Origin of the sequence: Paraburkholderia phenoliruptrix, from assembly GCF_019511605.1 — a bacterium.
Classification (GTDB): Bacteria; Pseudomonadota; Gammaproteobacteria; order Burkholderiales; family Burkholderiaceae; genus Paraburkholderia; species Paraburkholderia phenoliruptrix_A.
In genome coordinates this window covers 34,348-52,186 of the sequence record NZ_JAEUAV010000022.1, presented here as the reverse complement: position 1 = coordinate 52,186, position 17,839 = coordinate 34,348, and the positions used below count along the sequence as shown (strand labels likewise).

Annotated in this window: 18 protein-coding genes; 17 read left to right on the top strand and 1 reads right to left on the bottom strand. The window is 66.9% G+C overall.

Annotated features, from left to right (window positions below; all coding sequences use genetic code 11):
* Positions 1–100: 100 nt before the first annotated feature.
* The 14 genes from JNB89_RS23500 to JNB89_RS23435 all read left to right on the top strand — a co-directional run bounded on the left by JNB89_RS23500 (position 101) and on the right by JNB89_RS23435 (position 15,297).
* Entirely contained in the window at positions 101–601 is a 501-nt protein-coding gene (locus tag JNB89_RS23500; protein ID WP_220363782.1) for an A24 family peptidase, read from the top strand.
* Positions 598–1,053, top strand: a complete 456-nt coding sequence (locus JNB89_RS23495; protein ID WP_220363781.1) for a TadE/TadG family type IV pilus assembly protein — start codon at positions 598–600, stop codon at positions 1,051–1,053. Before JNB89_RS23500 ends, JNB89_RS23495 begins: the two co-directional genes overlap by 4 nt.
* A 91-nt stretch (positions 1,054–1,144) precedes the next feature.
* Positions 1,145–2,098: a Flp pilus assembly protein CpaB gene (cpaB, locus tag JNB89_RS23490; RefSeq protein WP_220363780.1), complete on the top strand. Its 954-nt coding sequence runs from the start codon at positions 1,145–1,147 to the stop codon at positions 2,096–2,098.
* 40 nt (positions 2,099–2,138) lie between these two features.
* Positions 2,139–3,638 carry a type II and III secretion system protein family protein gene (locus JNB89_RS23485; protein ID WP_220363779.1) on the top strand — a complete coding sequence of 500 codons (1,500 nt, stop codon included), beginning with the start codon at positions 2,139–2,141 and terminating at the stop codon, positions 3,636–3,638.
* 139 nt (positions 3,639–3,777) lie between these two features.
* Positions 3,778–5,019 (top strand): fimbrial protein, encoded by a 1,242-nt coding sequence (locus JNB89_RS23480; RefSeq protein ID WP_220363778.1) that lies wholly within the window; start codon positions 3,778–3,780, stop codon positions 5,017–5,019.
* 3 nt (positions 5,020–5,022) lie between these two features.
* On the top strand, positions 5,023–6,426 hold the full coding sequence (locus JNB89_RS23475) for a CpaF family protein (protein ID WP_220363777.1): 1,404 nt from the start codon (positions 5,023–5,025) through the stop codon (positions 6,424–6,426).
* Positions 6,419–7,633, top strand: a complete 1,215-nt coding sequence (locus tag JNB89_RS23470; RefSeq protein WP_220363776.1) for a type II secretion system F family protein — start codon at positions 6,419–6,421, stop codon at positions 7,631–7,633. The genes JNB89_RS23475 and JNB89_RS23470 overlap by 8 nt, the downstream gene beginning before the upstream one ends.
* A 2-nt stretch (positions 7,634–7,635) precedes the next feature.
* Positions 7,636–8,670 (top strand): type II secretion system F family protein, encoded by a 1,035-nt coding sequence (locus JNB89_RS23465; RefSeq protein WP_220363775.1) that lies wholly within the window; start codon positions 7,636–7,638, stop codon positions 8,668–8,670.
* An 11-nt stretch (positions 8,671–8,681) separates the two neighbouring features.
* On the top strand, positions 8,682–9,539 hold the full coding sequence (locus JNB89_RS23460) for a pilus assembly protein (protein WP_220363774.1): 858 nt from the start codon (positions 8,682–8,684) through the stop codon (positions 9,537–9,539).
* Positions 9,536–9,925 carry a DUF3613 domain-containing protein gene (locus JNB89_RS23455; RefSeq protein ID WP_220363773.1) on the top strand — a complete coding sequence of 130 codons (390 nt, stop codon included), beginning with the start codon at positions 9,536–9,538 and terminating at the stop codon, positions 9,923–9,925. Before JNB89_RS23460 ends, JNB89_RS23455 begins: the two co-directional genes overlap by 4 nt.
* 1 nt (position 9,926) lies before the next feature.
* A complete protein-coding gene (locus JNB89_RS23450) occupies positions 9,927–11,735 on the top strand; it encodes a TadG family pilus assembly protein (protein ID WP_220363772.1) in 1,809 nt (602 codons plus the stop codon).
* Between the two features lie 10 nt (positions 11,736–11,745).
* The gene (locus JNB89_RS23445; RefSeq protein WP_135893854.1) at positions 11,746–13,137 is read left to right on the top strand and encodes a sigma 54-interacting transcriptional regulator; all 1,392 of its coding nucleotides are present in this window, start codon (positions 11,746–11,748) and stop codon (positions 13,135–13,137) included.
* 49 nt (positions 13,138–13,186) lie between these two features.
* Positions 13,187–13,909 carry a DUF2968 domain-containing protein gene (locus tag JNB89_RS23440; RefSeq protein WP_135893852.1) on the top strand — a complete coding sequence of 241 codons (723 nt, stop codon included), beginning with the start codon at positions 13,187–13,189 and terminating at the stop codon, positions 13,907–13,909.
* 1,163 nt (positions 13,910–15,072) lie between these two features.
* The gene (locus JNB89_RS23435; protein ID WP_013339533.1) at positions 15,073–15,297 is read left to right on the top strand and encodes a hypothetical protein; all 225 of its coding nucleotides are present in this window, start codon (positions 15,073–15,075) and stop codon (positions 15,295–15,297) included.
* Positions 15,298–15,348: 51 nt separating this feature from the next.
* Here JNB89_RS23435 and hfq read toward each other — a convergent pair whose 3' ends face one another.
* Entirely contained in the window at positions 15,349–15,825 is a 477-nt protein-coding gene (hfq, locus tag JNB89_RS23430) for an RNA chaperone Hfq (protein ID WP_220363771.1), read from the bottom strand.
* A 320-nt stretch (positions 15,826–16,145) separates the two neighbouring features.
* On the opposite strand from hfq, the gene JNB89_RS23425 reads away from it, so the two are divergent.
* From JNB89_RS23425 to JNB89_RS23415, 3 genes are read left to right on the top strand one after another with little or no spacing between them, the layout of a single operon-like run.
* Complete coding sequence (locus tag JNB89_RS23425) at positions 16,146–16,307, top strand: hypothetical protein (RefSeq protein ID WP_220363770.1); 162 nt, start codon at positions 16,146–16,148, stop codon at positions 16,305–16,307.
* A gap of 15 nt (positions 16,308–16,322) precedes the next feature.
* A complete protein-coding gene (locus JNB89_RS23420) occupies positions 16,323–16,922 on the top strand; it encodes an RNA polymerase sigma factor (protein ID WP_220363769.1) in 600 nt (199 codons plus the stop codon).
* Positions 16,919–17,788, top strand: coding sequence for an anti-sigma factor family protein (locus JNB89_RS23415; RefSeq protein ID WP_220363768.1), 870 nt, complete (start codon positions 16,919–16,921; stop codon positions 17,786–17,788). The genes JNB89_RS23420 and JNB89_RS23415 overlap by 4 nt, the downstream gene beginning before the upstream one ends.
* Positions 17,789–17,839 lie beyond the last annotated feature (51 nt).

Here is a 17,839-nt window from a genome sequence, read left to right as displayed (position 1 = left end):
TTCATTTAACGCTGTAATTCGCCGACGGGGTTTTGCCTGACAGGCGCACCCGGATTGCGATTGCAATCCGGGTGGATTTATGCGCCCGTCAAAATCTGCTATGCAAGTGTCCATTGCACTTTTCTTATTCATGATCTGGTGTGCGTGTGTCGCTATTAGCGATTGCCGCAGCCGGCGTATTTCCAATGGGCTCGTCGTTACTGGTTTGATAGCGGCGTTTCTATGCGCTTTATTCGGCATTTGTCCGTTCGGTATATCCGCAGCTCAGGCGGCGGCGGGTGCTGCGGTCGGCCTCGCCGTGCTGTTGCCGTTGTTCGCGCTCGGCGTGATGGGCGCCGCGGACGTCAAGGTTTTCGCAGTGCTCGGCGCATGGTGCGGCATCCACGCGCTGCTGGGCTTGTGGGCCGTGGCGAGCGTCCTTGCCGGATTGCACGCGCTGTGGGTGCTGGCTGCGGCGCGCCCACGCATGGCGTCATTGTCCGGACGCCGCGCGCCCACCTTCGAACTGGCTGGCCGCCGCGCCACCCCGTTTGCCGCATGTCTGACCGTGCCTTTGATGCTGTGGCTCGCCGTGCAGCTCGTTGCCGGAGGCCTCCGATGATCAGGCCGAGCTCCCCGCGCCCGCAACGCGGCGCCACCGCAATCGAATTCGCGCTCGTGTTTCCGCTGTTCTTCTGCGTGTTCTATGCGATCGTGACCTTCAGCCTCATCTTCGTTGCGCAGCAGAGCCTCACGCTTGCCAGCGAGGAGGGCGCGCGCGCGGCGCTGAACTACCAGAAGGCGAACGACGTGGCCGCCGCGCTGACGCTGCGCGCCGCGGCTGCCTGCGCCACCGCCACCAACATGGTCGCGTCGATGATCAGCACCGCGTCCTGCCAGAGCGTACCCACCGCGTGCAGCTATCAACCCGCCATGACCTGCATGGCAGTGAGCCTGACCTACGACTACGCGGCGCATCCGCTGATACCAAACCTTCCTTTGCTCGGCCTCGTGCTGCCCGCCAGTCTGAGCAGTACCGCGACGGTGCAACTCAATCCGGTGAACATCCTGTGACTCACGCACAAGCTCCCGTCCCGCCTGGCCCGGCTCGCTCACCTATGCATCGTGGCCGCCTGGTCCCGTGCGCTTCGTGGCGGGCCTTGTCATGCTGAAGTTCACGCGCATTGCTGCGGGCCTTCTGATCGCCGTCGCGCTGTTGCTGGGCGTGATTGCCGTGACGCTGTTGCGCCGGCCGGCGCCCGCGCCTGTCACGTCGGTCAGGCAAAGCCTCTTTCCGGTCGTGGTGGCGGCGCGCCTGCTTCCCGCGGGCAAGCCGATCGCTGCCGACGCATTGCGCGTGCAGCCTCTGCCGATTCATCCAAACGGCGCGTTCGCCGAGCCGTCGCTGGTGGCGGGACGCGTGCCCGCCGCCGACATCGGCGCCGAGGCACCAGTGCTCGAGGAGCAACTGTCGTCGGGGCTCGCCGAGCGGATCGAGCCAGGCGAGCGTGCGGTGGCGGTGCGCGTCGAGGAGTCCAATGCGGTCGGCAACCGCTTGCGGCCGGGCAACTTCGTCGATGTGTTCTTCACGCTCAAGCGCGACGGCAACATGGGCAGCGGCGGCGAGATCGGGCAGACGCAGGCACGTCTTCTGATGTCGAAACTGCGCGTGCTGGCGTTCGGCAACGCGACTGCCACCGGCGACACATCCGGCGATCCGAACGGGATGGTGAGGACGGCGGTGCTCGCCGTGCCGGTTGCCGACGTCGATCGGCTGACACTCGCGGAAAGCTCGGGGCGGCTCGTGTTCGCGCTACGTAATCCGAAGGATCCCGAAGTAATCGATGCGAGCGCGTTTGCTCCGCTCCCGGCAGTGCTGAGCACCTCGACGCAAACGCGCGGAGGCGCACCGCACGGCGATTCGACGCGCGCGGCGGCGGGCGTCTCGCTCGACGCATTGTCGGGCGGCGCGGGCAGCGCCGCGCCGCGCGCGCCGGTCGTGCCTGGCGCGCCGAGACTTGCGCCGCCCGCCAACCGGCTCGCGATCCGTGCGGGGACGGGAGCGACAGGCGGCATCGAAGTGATACGGGGTGGGCGCGCCGAAATGGTCGCCCGATAGCGGTCTCAGGGAGCGTGCGGCCACGCGCGTCCATACAAAAATGAACAAACGCATTTTCGAGTACGGAATGGCGGCGCTGCTGTGCGGCTCGTCGATGGCGGCGTCGCCGGCAGGCTTCGCCGCGGGCGGTGCGCAGCAGCTCGAGCTTCTTGTCGGCTCGCAGCAGTCGCTCGCGAGCGGCCACACGCTGCGGCGCGTGGCGATCGGCGACCCGAGCGTCGCGGACGTGCTCATCATCAAGGGCGACAAGACGGGCGGTCTGCTGCTCGTCGGCAAATCGCCGGGCAGCACTAACGTGATGCTGTGGGAACAGGGCAAGGACGCGCCGCTCAGCTATGTGGTGAACGTCAGCTCGCCTGCGGCGAAAAGTCTGCTGGGGCCGGGCACGCCGTCGGTCCGGGTACTGGGCGACAGCGCGCTCATTTCGGGCAGCGCGCCGACCATGGAAGCGCATCAACGGGCCGTGGCGGCTGCGGCAATCGAGGCGCGTCAGAGAGCGACTTTGGCTAACGCGGCCAACAGCGCGGCCAACAGCGCTGCGGCGGGCGCGAGCGTTGGCCGAGGCGGCAGAGGCAGCGCCGTTTCAGGCATGAGCGGCGCGGCCGGCAATGATGCAACGAACGGCGGCGCGAGCTTCGCAAGCGCTATGGGTGACGCCCAGATCTACGACACCTCGACAGTCGCGACGCGCTCGGTCGTGCAAGTCGACGTGCGCGTCGTCGAGTTCAGCCGCACGGTGCTCAAGCAGGTGGGTCTGAACATCCTCAAGCAGAACAACGGCTTCACGTTCGGCTCGTTTGCGCCGTCGGCGCTCAGCTCGGCGACCTATGGCCCGACGCCTTCGTTCAACTCCGTCGCGCCAATTTCGTCGGCGTTCAATCTGGTGTTCAACTCGGCCACGCGCGGACTCTTCGCCGATCTGAGCCTGATGGAAAGCAACAACCTCGCGCGGATTCTTGCTGAGCCGACGCTCGTCGCGCTGTCCGGCCAGAGCGCGAGCTTTCTGGCCGGCGGCGAAATTCCCGTGCCGATTCCGCAGGGCCTCGGCACCACGTCGATCGAATACAAGCCCTATGGCGTGGGCCTCACGCTCACGCCGACGGTGCTCAGCCCGCAGCGCATCGCGTTGAAGGTGGCGCCCGAGGCGAGCCAGCTCGACTTTGCCAACGCGGTAACGATCAGCGGCGTCTCGGTGCCCGCGATCACCACGCGCCGCACGGACACCACAGTCGAGCTCGGCGATGGCGAGAGCTTCGTGATAGGCGGGCTGATCGATCGCGAAACCATTTCGAACGTGGCCAAGGTGCCGCTGCTCGGCGACCTGCCGGTGATCGGCGCGTTCTTCAAGCAGCTCAACTACCAGCAGAACGACAAGGAACTGGTGATTATCGTCACGCCGCATCTGGTGTCGCCGCTCGCAAAAGGCGCGACCTTGCCGGCCACGCCGGGCGAACAGTCCGAGCAGCGCAACGCACCGGTGTGGCGCTCGTTTCTCGGCGGCGTGGCGGCGCGCGACGCGGCGCCGGGGTTTTCGAAATGAGCGCGCGCAGCCAGGCGGCGAGCGGGCGCGTGCGCAGTGATCGTGAGGGCGCGCGCTTCTTTCTCGCGGTCCAGTCGCGAAGCGCAATGCAAGGCTGCGGCGCCCGGTTTTACGCCGACGCCGCGAGAGGATGGGCACGATGAACGCAAGAACGCACTCATTGACCGAGCGGGCCGTTACCGACTGTTTCATGTTCGCGTCGCTCGCCGACGAGCACGTGCACTGGCTGTCGGAGACGCTCCTGTCCGCCGGCACTGTTGAAGCCGTCACGCTCGACCCCGCGATGCTGACGCAGCGCATCGCAACGCTCAATCCGTCGCTCGTCTTCGTGGATTTTTCGGGCGGCCGCGGCGCGGCGGCAAGCGCGGCGACGAGCGCCGTGCGCGCGCAGTATCCGGGGCTGCAGATCGTCGCAACCGGCTCGCTCGCCGAGCCCGAGAGCGCGCTCGCCGCCTTGCGCGCGGGCGTGCGCGACTTCATCGACCTGTCGGCGCCTGCCGCCGACGCGCTGCGCATCACGCAGCAGGTGCTCGACAATCTGGTCGAGCCGGTGAGCCGTCATGGCCGCGTGACAGCCCTGCTCGGCGCACGCGTGGGCATGGGCGTGAGCACGCTCGCGACCAATCTGGCGGTCATGCTGCAACGGCGCGATGCGCAGCAGGGCAGGCAGGCGGCCTTGTTCGACCTGGGCTTGCCGGCCGGCGACGGCCTGCTGATGCTCAACGCGCGCAGCGACTTTCATTTCGTCGAAGCCGTGCGCAACCTGCGGCGCTTCGACCAGACCTTCGTGCATACCGCTCTGTCGCATCACACGAGCGGCCTCGCGTTCACGACACTGCCGCCGAATCTCGCGGAGATGCGCGAGATTTCTTATTCGTCGTCGATTGGTTTGCTGAACCGGCTGAGGGCCTTTTTCGACCAGCAGATCGTCGACCTCGGCGGCTTTTCGAACATGGAGTTCGTCGCGCAGGTCGTGCGCGCCTGCGACGAAGCGTGGCTCGTCTGCGATCAGGGCGTCGCCTCCATCGTGTCGGCGGTCGGGGTGCTCGAGTCCTTGCGCGAGGCGGGCGCGGACACCACCAATGTCAGGCTCATCGTGAACAGGTTCGACGCGGAGCTCGGGCTGGCCGCCGCGCGGATCGCCGAGCGCCTCGACATTGCGCTTCTCGCGAGTTTGCCCGAGCGGCGCGTGGCGCTCGGGCAGACCGCGAACCAGGGCTTGCTGATTGCCGACGCCGCACCGCGCGACCCGTACGTGCGCGCGCTCGAACCGCTGATCGAGCGCCTTGCGGGGCCGGCGCACGTGAGCGCGTCCACGCGCAGCAAGTCGCCGTTGGCCGCGCTCAGGCGCTTTCTTCCCACTTCCTCCAGACGGTCATAGACGATGGCAAAAGAGATTGAATTCGCCGACAACGCGCCGTCGTTCGCGCACAGCCAGCAGTTTCAGGACATCAAGAATGCGGCGCACGAACATCTGCTCACGCGCATCGAGGAACTGGGTGCCGAGTTCGGCCGCTGGTCGCGCAACGCGATCAATCAGTTCGTCGATCTGGAGATGGACAGCTTCGTGCGGTTGCGCCGCATTCCGATCAACGAGGTCGAGGTGCGCGCGATCGCCGACGCGTTGACCAAAGAACTCGCGGGCTTCGGCCCTATCGAGGATCTGCTGAACGACCCTGCCGTCGAAGACATTCTGATCAACGGCTACAACGACGTGTATGTGTCGCGCCACGGCATTCTCACCAAGATACCGGTGCGCTTCGCAGACAATGCGCATCTGCTGCGGATCGTACGGCGCATACTCGCGCCGATTGGCCGGCGCCTCGACGAGTCGAATCCGATGGTCGACGCGCGCCTGCCCAACGGCGGGCGCGTGAATGTGGTGATCGAGCCGTTGTCGATAGACGGTCCTATCGTTTCGATCCGCAAGTTCCGCAAAGACCCGCTGCGTCCCGACGATCTGCTCGGCAACGGCACCTATAGTCCCGAAATCGGCGCGTTGCTGGAGGCGGCGGTCGAGGCGCGCTGCAACGTGCTGGTGTCGGGTGGAACGAGTTCGGGCAAGACCTCGCTGCTCAACGCACTGGCGTTTCACATTCCCGAGCCCGAGCGTGTGGTGACGATCGAGGACACGGCCGAACTCTCGCTGAACCATCCGCATGTGGTGCGGCTCGAAAGCCGGCCGGGCGGCTTCGACGGCGCCGGCGTGGTGACGATTCGCGACCTGTTGCGCAATACGCTGCGAATGCGGCCGGACCGCATCATCGTGGGCGAGGTGCGCGGCGGCGAAGTGCTCGAAATGCTGCAGGCGATGAACACCGGCCACGACGGCTCGATGGGCACGGTCCACGCCAGCTCGCCGCGCGAGTGCCTGTACCGGCTCGAAATGCTTGCGGGCTTCGCCGGCTTCCAGGGCACCGAGTCGAGCCTGCGGCGCCAGATTGCCAACGCGATCGACTTCATCGTGCAGATCGGGCGGCTTTCGAACGGCCGGCGCCGCATTCTGTCGATCACCGAGGTGACGGGCCTGTCGGACAACATCATTGCGACCCAGGAGCTTTACCGCTACGAGCCGGCGTTGTCGGCGGACGGCGAGGAGCTCGACCAATGGGTGTCGCTTGGCATTCATCCGCATTCGCCGAAGCTTGCGCGTTTCCGTCAGCCGCTCGGCGGCGCGGGCGGCGCGGCGGATGGCGGTTTCGGCGGCGGCGGGTTTGGCAACGGCGGAGCCGGGTTCGGAGGCGGTGGTTTCGCAGGCGGCGGTTTTGGCGGCGGCTTCAATGTCTAGCGCGGCGTTGATCTTTGCCGCGCTTTCGTTGCTGTGCGCAGCGGCTGCGCTGCTGATCCTGCAGCGCGGCGCGCAACGCAAGGAGCAGGTGAGTGCCGAGCGCTTCATCGACAGCCGTATGAACGTCGCGCAGCCGGCGGTATCGAGCGCGGCGGTAGGCGTTGAGACGGGTGCCGCGGCTCGAGTAGCGGTCGGCGCAATGCCGGGTGCCTCGGGCACCGCGGGCGCGGGCAGCGCTGGGAGCGCTGGAGGTGCCGCGGCAAACGGGTCGCGCAATGCGTCGGGCTTCGCTGCATCTTCGGGCATGGCTGCGGGCCGGACAGTGGGATCAGGAGCAGGGGCAGCAGCGGGGGCGGCGTCCGCTGCCGCGCGGCGCGGCGCGTCGGCTGCGCCCGGCATCGCGCTCGCACCGCAGGCGCCCGCCGCAGACGCCGGCCTGCCTGCGCACCTGCTTTATCTGGCCGCCCGCGCGCGCTATGCAATCGCCGCGATGCTGAACCGCGCCGGGCTGCGTCAGGCGCGTGCGTCGCTTGTCGCCGTCGCGGCCCTCGTCGCCGTCTTGTGCGTCGTGGCCGGCGCCGAGGGCGGGCCGCTCGCCGCCGCTGTTACGCTGGCGGGCTGCGCGGCGTTTCTGTATTTCATCATGTCGATGCGCGCGAGCCGCCGCCGCCAGGCGATCGTGCGGCAATTGCCGTCGTTTCTGGACGGCATCGTGCGTCTGATCACCCTCGGTAACAGCGTACCGGCCGCGTTCCAGGCGTCGCTGCAAACCACCGAGGCGCCGCTGCGCGAATGTCTCGATCACGTTTCGCGCATGCTGCGATCGGGCGTCGAGATCGACCGCGCACTTTCGCACGTCGCCGTACTGTACGGCGCACGCGAACTCGAACTGCTGGGCGCGGTGCTGCGGCTGTCCGTGAAGTACGGCGGCCGCGCCGACGTGATGCTCGATCGCATGTCGTCGTTCATGCGCGATCTGGAGCAGGCGGAACGCGAACTCGTGGCAATGTCGTCGGAAACGCGACTGTCGTCGTGGGTGCTCGGCATGTTGCCCATCGGCATAGGCGGGTTTCTGGTTCTCACCAACCCGCGCTACTTCGGTTCCATGTGGTTCGATCCGGGCGGCCGTCAGATTCTCTACCTCGCATTCGCGCTGCAAATGACGGGCGCATATCTGCTGTACCGGCTCGCCCGGTTCAAGGGCTGACGATGCAGCCGAACCAGCTCTTCGCGCTTGCGCTCGTTCTCGCCGCCACGGGATTGCTGCTGCTCGCGGGTCTGCTGATCGCGCGTCTTGCGGCCGCGCGGCGCAGCGCCCGCACGCTTGCTCACGCACTCGACGAACGCGCGCTGCACAGCGCCGCGGCCGCAAGCAAAGGCGCCCATGCAGCGGCCGCGTGGAATGCGTCGCCCTCATTGCTCTCATCGCCCTCGCGTGGGACCGTGCCCGCCGGCATACGGCAGCGCGGCATGCAAGGCTTTCTCGAACGATGCGCAAACGCCGGCACCCGCTGGCTCGATACGCCGGTGGGGCGACAGTTCGTTGCGCACGAGGACCGGCGGCTCCTCGAACAGTGCGGTTTTGTCGATGCCCGCGCGCGCGGACTCTTCCTGATCGCGCGCGTCGCCGGCGCCGTTGTGTTGCCGCTCGTCGCGGGCACGCTCGCTCATGCGCAGGTGCAAGGTCCGCGCTATGTGCTGGCGGTGATCGTCGCTTTCGTCTGCGGCGTGATGGCGCCCAAGGTGGTGCTGCGCCGGCGCGCGGCCGCGCGCCGCGCCGCGGTCGTCGACGAATTGCCGATGCTCGTCGACCTGTTGCGTCTGCTGCAGGGCGTGGGCTTGTCGCTCGATCAGAGCCTTCAGGTGATGGTCAACGATTTTCGCGGCGTCCTGCCGGTGCTGTCGGGCGAGCTCGAAATCGCGCAGCGTCAGTTCGCGGCCGGACGCACGCGCGAGCAGTCGCTCGCGCGGCTCGCGTCGAGCTTCGACAACGAAGATCTGCGCGCGGTCGTGCGCCTGCTGATTCAGGTGGACCGGCACGGCGGCGCGGTACAGGAACCCCTCAAGCAGTTCGGCGACCGCCTGCGCGAAACGCGCCGCGCGATGCTGCGCGAACGGATTGGCCGCATGGCGGTGAAGATGACCGGCGTCATGATCCTGACCCTGCTGCCCGCGCTGATGATCGTCACCGCGGGGCCGGGTGTGCTGTCGGTGTCGCACTCGCTCAAGACGATGCATCGCTAGGAAAAACAGCAATGAAATTGATCAAGATACCGAAGCAATTTTTCCATGCGACGAGTTGCGCCTGCGCGGCAGCGGCGCTCGCTTTGCTCGGCGGGTGTGCGTCGCAGCAGTCCGGCTACGGCGTCGGCCCACAGGCCGAGCGCGAGGCGCTGCTTGCGCAGGCACGGCGCGATCCCGCGCCCGACACGCCGGGCATGTATCTCGGCCTGATCGACCGGATGCAGCAGCAGGGCCTGTACTTCGCGTCGCTCGCGCATATTGATGCGTACGAAAAGCAGTACGGCGTCTCGCCCGATTCGACTCTGCTGCGCGCGGACGCACTGCGCATGACCGATCAACCCGACGCGAGCGCGGCCGCCTACAGACAGTTGCTGCACACGCCGCTGGCCGCGCGCGGCCATCGCGGCCTCGGTCTGATTGCGGGCGGGCAGGGCGACTTCGGCCGCGCGGCGAGCGAACTGGAGCAGGCGGCGCTGGTTGCACCGACCGATGCAACGGTGCTCTCCGACCTGGGCTACGCGCGCCTGCGGGCGGGCGACGTCGCGGGAGCGCGCGTGCCGTTGATGAAGGCGGCCGAACTCGATGCCGCCAATCCAAAGATCGTCAGCAATATCGCGCTCTTTCTGCTGGCGAGCGCGCAGGTGAGCGACGCGCAGGCGCTGATGAACCAGCAGAAGCTCGCACTCGATGTGCGCGCGGCAATTCGCGCCGACGCCGCGAAGGTCGCTGCCGCCCGCACTGGCGCACGCGCCGGCTCGGGCGGCATGGCGCCGGCGCAGGGTCTGCTGGCTGCACCGGCGCGCACGGTGGCGAGCGCGCACGACACGATGGAACCGGCGCCGCGTCTTCTGCAACGGTTCGCACAATGACAGGCGGCGCTGCCGCGGAGGAAAGCGTGAGAAATACCCAACCATGTCGGCTGCGCCAATGTCTGGTCGCGCGCGCGTTGCTGCTCGCGCTCGCGGCGGTCGGTGCCGGCGCCGGCAACGTATGCGCGCAGTCAGCGCCGAGCGGCGAGCCGCAGCTCGAGCGCAGCGAAGTCGGGCATGCTACCTCGGCGTGGCTCGCGCTTCAGCGCAGCAACGCGCAGGCCGCAGCCGCCCAGCCGATGCCCGGCGAACAGGCCGGGCTCGCATATCGGCGTTACATGCAGTCGTTCAGATCGCGCATTCCCGATCTGTATGGCTCGGCGCTCAGCCAGGGCAATAGCGGTAGCCAGGGTGTGGGCCTGACAGGGCAATTGCCGCAGAACTGACATGCGATCACGCGCTCCTGCCTGTCGCCATGGCGCAGGGCCCCGCTCCCCGCGCGCGCGGCGTCGCGGCGTGGCCGGCGTCGTCGCGCGCCGGCAGCGTGGCGCGATCGCGTTGCTGGCGGCAGTGTGGGTGAGCCTCGCGGTGATCGCGCTGGGCGCGGTGGATATCGGCCACTTCTATTACGCGCGCCGTGACTTGCAACGTACCGCCGATCTGGCCGCCGCAGCCGGCGTGCAGCTGATCGCCAGCGCGGGCGGCTGTGCCGCGGCCGCGAACTCGGCGCAACTGAACGCGAGCGCCAACGGTCTGCCCGCAGACGGCACAGTGCAGTCGAGCTGCGGACGATGGGACCCGTCGGCCAATGCAGGCCAGTCGTATTTCGCGGCGTCGGGTGCGCCGATCAATGCATTGCAGGTCGTGGTGAGCCGGCCGGTGCCGTTTCTGTTTCTGATCGGCCAGACGCGTGAGCTAAGCGCAAGCGCCGTCGCACAGGCCACCAACGTTCGCGCGTTTTCGCTGAGCACGTCGATTGCCGGCCTGTCCGGCGGTGCGCTCAACGGACTCTTGAGCGCCCTGCTCGGCAGCAGCGTGAATCTCGACGTCGGCTCGTATCAAGGGCTCGCCACCGCGCAGTTGAAGTTGTCGGAACTCGCCGCCGCCTTGGGCGTTGCCTCGATGTCGCAGTTGCTGCGGACGCAGGTGACGGTGGCAGAACTCGCCACCGCCATGGCGACGGCGTTAGGTCAGGGCAACGTGGCGAGCGCGAGCGTGATCAGCGGGCTCAACACGATTGCGAGCGCATCGACGGGATCGACGAAGGTCAATCTTGGCGACACCACGGGCGCGAGCGGCCTGCTCGCCATTGGGCTTGCCAATCCTGAGGCCGCGGCCTCCGCCACCATCAACGCGCTCGACGCGCTGATGGTCGCCGCCGAGATCGCGCACGGCACTTCCGCGCTCAATCTCGGCACCGCGCTCAATCTGAGCCCGCTCGCGAACGTAACAGCGCAGGCGCGGATTCTCAAGCCGCCGGCTATCGCGGTCGGCGAGGCCGGCACCTATGCCGACGGCACCCCCCGCACGAGCGCGCACTCGGCGTCGGTGCAGGTGTATCTGAACGTGCAACTCGTCAACCTGAACGTTGGTCTTGGCGCGGGCTTTCCGTCGCTCGTCAACGTGAGTGTTCTGAATCTGCCTATCTATCTCGAAGTCGCGCCCGGCACCGCCGCTTTGCAGGCTACCCAGTGTTCGACGCAGAAGGCCACGAGCTACAGCTGGGTCGCGGTGACGCCAGGCCTCGTGTCGCTCTGCGCGGGCGGCGACGCGGCGGGCAATCTGACCAATTCGACGGCGCCCACGAGCTGCTCGAAGCCCGCGTCCGTGACGTCGGTGAGCGTGCCGCTCTTCAGCCTTGGCGTGATCGACGTGAGCGTCGGCACCAGCTCGCCGGAGAACGGCATGAATCTGAGCATGCAGTCCGCGCCCGGCGTGCTGCGCTTTGACAACGTGAGCGGCGACAGCGACGACTATCAGAGCATCAACAGCAACACGCTCGGTTCGGCCACGAGCGGCCTTTTGAGTCAGCTCGCGAGCGGGCTCGCTGGCTCGATGCACGCCACGGCGCTTGGCATCGACATTACCGGGCTCGCAGCGCCGCTTCTCAGCGCGCTCGCCGGTGTCCTCACGCCTGTGCTGAATTCTCTGGACCTCTTGCTCGTGCCGCTTCTGCAACTGCTCGGCGTGCAGCTCGGCGTGAGCACGGTTCACGATCTCGGACTTGCCTGCGGTCAGGCACAACTGGTTTATTGATTCGGCGACCATGAGAACCACCACCAAAATCGAGGAACTCGACATCTATGTCTGGGAGGGCAAGGCCGACATCCTCGACCGGGTCGCACGCTGCATGGCCAGCTTCGACGTCGAGGTGATCCGTGCGGACGACATTGCCATCTCGCCTGAGCGCAGCGCGCAGCGGCCTTCGCTTGCGATCATCAGCGTTTCGGTGATCGACAGCGGTGCGCTGATCATGCGCGACTGGCAGGCGGCGCACGGCATTCCGGTCGTGTGGGTCGGCGCTGCGCCGCGCGACCACGATCCGTCCATGTACCCGGCCGAGTATTCGCACATTCTGCCGCTCGACTTCACCTGTGCCGAGCTGCGCGGCATGGTGACGAAGCTCGTGCTGCAAATGCGCGCACACAGCGCGAAGACGCATGAATCCGACGCGATGATCGCGAACTCGGAATGCATGCAGGCGCTGCTGCACGAAGTAGACACCTTCGCCGACTGCGATACGAGCGTGCTCGTGCACGGCGAGACCGGCGTAGGCAAGGAGCGCATCGCCCAGTTGCTGCACGAGAAGCACAGCCGCTATGGCAAGGGCCCGTTCGTCGCGGTGAATTGCGGCGCGATTCCCGACGGCCTGTTCGAGTCGCTGTTTTTCGGCCACTCGAAAGGCTCGTTCACCGGCGCCGTCGTCGCACACAAAGGCTATTTCGAGCAGGCCGACGGCGGCACGCTTTTTCTCGACGAAATCGGCGACTTGCCGCTTTATCAGCAGGTCAAGCTGTTGCGCGTGCTCGAAGACAGCGCCGTCACGCGGATCGGCTCGGCCACGCCGGTGAAGCTCGACTTCCGGCTCGTGGCGGCGACCAACAAGCATCTGCCGCAACTCGTGAAGGACGGCACGTTCCGTGCGGACCTGTACTACCGGCTGGCGGTGATCGAGCTGAAGATTCCGTCGCTTGAAGAGCGGGGCGCGGTCGACAAGATCGCGATCTTCAAGGCGTTCATTGCGCAGGTGGTGGGCGCCGAGCGGCTCGCCAGTCTGCCCGATCTGCCGTACTGGCTCGCGGACGCTGTCGCCGATACCTATTTCCCCGGCAATGTGCGCGAGTTGCGCAACCTCGCGGAACGCATTGGCGTGACGGTGCGCCAGATCGGCGCATGGGACGCCGCGCGCCTGCAGCGTCTGCTCGCGCTCGCCCGCAGCACGCAGCCGGTGCCGGCGGAGAGCGCGGCCCAGGTGCTGGTCGACCGCAGCAAATGGGACATGGCCGAGCGCGAGCGCGTGATCGCCGCGCTCGAAGCCAACGGCTGGCGGCGCCAGGATACGGCGCTCTACCTGGGCATCAGCCGCAAGGTGCTGTGGGAGAAGATGCGGAAGTACCAAATTTTCGACGAGGAGCCCGAAATTCGCGAAAGTGAGTAATAATGAGACGATTGGGAACTAAAACAAAAACTGTTGAAGCAGGAATTACATGGACCACAAGTCGAAACTACGACAGATCGCCGTGGCTGCGATCATGGCGTTGGGGGTAGCACAAGGCGCCTGCGCACAGGCCCAGCCTGATAACAACGCAGCGTCGGGCGTGGTTTCCCAGCCGGGTGCGACAGTCGCGCTGCCGTCCACGCCGCTGCCGGCGCAGACGCAAGTCCAGACCTCGGCGCTCACGCCGGAGGAGGCGAAGCAATCCGCCGCGGGGAACGTCGCGGAATTGCAGCAGATGATCAAGGGCTCCGACCTGAGCGAGCTGCGCACCACGTACAACGGCAGTTACGGCGCAAGCCTCCTGTTCCACGGCAAGGAGATGACCTACTACGTGGCGCTCTTCCAGCAGAAGAACTTCTGGCGCGTGATCAAGACGCAGGACTCGGCGCGCGCAGAAATGATCTACCGCGATTTCGTGCGCCAGACCATGCAACTGTCGGACGTGGAAATTCGCCGCACGCAACTCGAAGCGCAAAAGGCGTTCACTGAGCGCATGATCGCGTTGTCGCAAAGCCGCGCGAATCGTCTGCAGGCGGATCTCGACGTTGCGCGTCAGCAGCAGACTATCGTCGCGAACCAGCAGCAACAGACCCGTGCCGAGGCGACCGCGCTGGCCCAGCAAAAGGCTGCCGCGCAGGAGCAACTGCGTGCGGCACAGCGCCAGGTGCGCGAACTGCAACGCCAACTGGAAAGCGGCTTGCCCGTGCATTGATCCTGACAGCGTGACAGCGTGGGGGCTTGACGCGAGCTGGGAGCGACGTTGTGTTTCAAACGGCCGGCGCAGTCAGGCCGCCCCTAGAGGGCCTGGCACGGGATTGCGCCAGCGCAGATGCGACTACCTATGGTGCATAGACCGAGCTTCCGAACCGGAAACGCCTCGCGCCTCGCCTAACGACAGCTAGCGCGATATGCGACTTGCCGGGGCGTTTGCCGATGACGCCGGCCAATGCTGCCTGGGTCGAGTCACATCACTTTCTTTTCGCGGACTGCGCGAGTCATGGCTGCAGGGCATGGCTCTTAACGCCGTGCGCGCAGCTAACGCCGCTTCTTCTCTGCCACGGGCTGTTGCGGTCGCGACGGGGACTGCGGTCGCAATCCAGACGACTGATGCCCGTCGTGCTCATGAACAGCAATCGGGTCGCTTGCAGGGAAGCTTTCTTCCAGTGCCTCGTCGAGGCGGCTCTCCGTGGAGTCGAGCGGCTGGTCCGACTGCTTGGCGACGCAGGTTGGTGCGCTGTGCTTTTTGCTCGGCATGACGGGCTCCCTGTAGAGACAATCGATGGTTCAGCATAGCGCAAACGCTGCGACGGCGACATTAGCCGGATGGCATAGGACGCGCGCATCCATCGGGCCATGCCGTGCCGACCGAGCGCGCGGGACAGCCGGCTGGGAGGCGCAAGCCCGCGCGTAAGATGGATCTACGCCGAAGCACCAACGTGCGCAAAGCCGAACCCGCGCCGAACCCGCGCCGAAGCTCCGTCCAAACCCCGTCCAAACCCGTCCACGCGCAATTCGAAACACAGGCTGCACCTCAAGCGCCATCCGCCGCACAACGATTGACTCGCCCCAAAACTTGAAACGCCGGCTCACCGGCTCGTTTTCCGTGTGTCGCGGCAACGCGGTGCCGATCAGCCTAATCACCGTCCGGTCGCACGGCCCCGGTCCGCGAGGCCACCAGCGACGCATCGGCAACGTCCGGCTTGTGGAGGGACGCGAACGCAATCGACAAACGACCAACGACCAACGACCAACGACCAACGACCAACGACCAACGACCAACGACCAACGACCAACGACCAACGACCAACGACCAACGACCAACGACCAACGACCAACGACCAACGACCAACGACCAACGACAAGGCAGCGAACACCATGAACAGGAAGCCCGAACGCGCGAAGCGCTTGAACGCTTCACACGTGGTGGAAGCGGAGTTGGACCATCTGGATTGGGCAACGAGGCAGCCGGCGCAACGGATGCTCGACGCCGGCTACTGGCGGCGCCGGCTGTTGGCGGTGAAGTGCAGGTTCGAGCTGTCGGAACAGCAGGTGGCGAGAGTGGAGAAAATCTTGCAGCGGCTGGATCATTCCCACAAGTGACGCAGCAGTTTGAGCGGCGCCGTGGCGGCCGCTTACCGTTGACCTGTCTGCTTACTGGTGGCTGCCGTTGCCGCCGTTATTGCCGTGGTTGCCGCCGTCGCCACCCGTGCCGAACAGGCGCCGCCGGCGCGTGACGACCACCGGCCCGTCCGGGCCGCTGCCGCGCTCGGACGATGACCGCTCCGATGGCGCCCCGTACGATTCGCGCGGCTCACGCGGTTCACGCGGCTCCCGATGCTCGCGGGGTTCACGCGAGCCGTGCGGCCCGCGCGTGGTGTGTTCGCCATGCGACGGACGGCCGGCGCGCGGCGCCGGACGGGTTCCGGTGTCGAGCTGGATCGTCGAGATGGCGCGCTTGTAGATGCCCTGCAAGCCGACGGGCGTGCGCAGCATCACCAGATATTGGTCGAACGACTCGATGCACCCCGTCAGGCGGATGCCGTTGACGAGATAGATCTCAACGCGCTTTCGTTCTTTGCGCGCAGCGTTCATGAAGTCGTTTTGCGGATGCGATTCTGCGGAAGCCATGGACAATTCAGGTTAGAAAGACGGTGGTTCGCCGCGATTCTACCCTGTGTGGGGGCAGAACGCCTCGGCGGGCGAACTGCGTCCACTATAACGGCTTGCGCGGACATAAGCACCTGATAACTATTGACTGTAACGTTGAGTTACCAAATCAGCGGACGATGGGCCGGCTTGTTCCGCCAGAGCGGCTGCTTGCCGGCGCCAATGGCGGAAAAAGCGGGCAGTACGTGCGCAGCGTCGGAATAAAGCACCGGGCTGCCGCGTTAAGACAGGCAAGGCATTCACACCGCCGAGCCACAGCTTCGGCCCATCTGGAGACTCACATGAAATCGACCCGCATACTCGGCATGCTCGTCATGCTGTTCACGCTTGCATTGACTTCGCTCGCCACCAGCGGCTGCTCGTCCGCGACCGACGGCGGCGCCTCCAGCACCAGCGGCTCCAGCGGCGGCAGCGGCGGCAGCGGCAGCGCCGGCGGCTACTGAGCGTTTGCGCACCGGGTGAGCTTCGAAGCCGAAGTCATCTCGTGGCTCCCGCAACTGCGCCGCTACGCGCGCGCGCTGACGGGTGACCGCGCCTGGGCCGACGACCTCGTGCAGGATACGGCGGAGCGCGCGCTTGCGCGCTGGGCGGCGTTCAGGCCGAACAGCAACCTGCGCGCGTGGCTGCTCACCATCCTGCGGCATCTTTATATCGATCAGTTGCGCGGCCGCCGCGAAATTGCCGTCGACGAAGAAAGCGCCCCCTGGCGCAATCTCGAAGCCCCGCAACGCGAGGTGGACGGCCTCGTGCTGCGCGATCTGCAGCGCGCGCTGTACGGGTTGCCGCTCGAGCAGCGCGAGGTGCTGCTGCTCGTCTGCGTGGAGGAACTGACGTATCAGGAAGCGTCCAGGGCGCTCGGCGTGCCGGTGGGCACGGTGATGTCGCGTCTGTCGCGTGGCCGCGAGCATTTGCGGGTGCTGCTGGAAGCGCCGGCGATCGGGCCCACAGCCGGGCCCACAACCGGGCCCCCAACCGGGCCCACCACTGAGCCCACGACCGGCGCCGCGCAAGGGCCGGCGCGCAAGCCGCCGTTGAAAGTAGTGAGAAATCCGCGATGAATCACGACCACGATGCCAGCATGCCCGACGGGGTGGATCTGCGAGCGCTGTCGGCGTTCGTCGACGGCGAACTCACGCCTGCCGAGCGCGAGCGCGTCGCCGCGTTGCTCGCGCAACATCCGCAAGCCGCCGCGCGGGTGGCCGCGTGGCGCGCGCAGAAGGCGGCGCTGCGCGCGTTGTGCGGCGCGCCGCTGCGCGAGGGTACGCAGCACGATTCGTCGAACCACGCGGAACTGCCGGACGATCAGGCCTCCGTCGCCGCCGACGAGCCGGCCGTCATCGTGCTGCGTCCGCGTACGCCCTGGTGGCGGCGCGCGGGGCTCGCGGCCTGCTGGCTCGCCACGGGTGCCGGGCTCGCACTCGCGCTGGGACCGCTCGCGCCGCGTCTGACGGGCGGTGCGTGGAACGGCCTGGGCGCGCGGGCGCCGGCTTTCGCCGAACGCGCCGACATTGCGTATGCCGTCTACACGCCCGAGCGGCGTCATCCGGTGGAAGTCGCGGCGAGCGAGGAGGAGCATCTGATCAACTGGCTATCGAAGCGCCTGAACCGGCCGCTTTCGGTGCCGTCGCTGCAGGAGTACGGTTATACGCTGGTGGGCGGCCGGCTTCTGCCCGGCGAGACCGGGCCCGCCGCGCAATTTATGTACGAGAACCGCAGCGGCGCACGCCTCACGCTGTACGTGAGCGGCACGGCGCGCAACGAAACCGCATTTCGCCTGCTGCGCGACGGCAACCGCCGCACCTTCTACTGGATCAGCGACGGCATGGGCTACGCGTTGTCGGGACCGATTGCGGAAGGCAAGCTGCGCTCGATTGCCGTCGACGTATGCAGCGCGCTCGGCGGCACGCCGGAAGCGTGGCAATAGCGCCGCACAGCGCTCCATCGCGCCGCCCACGCCGCCGCAAAGGAAGAGCCC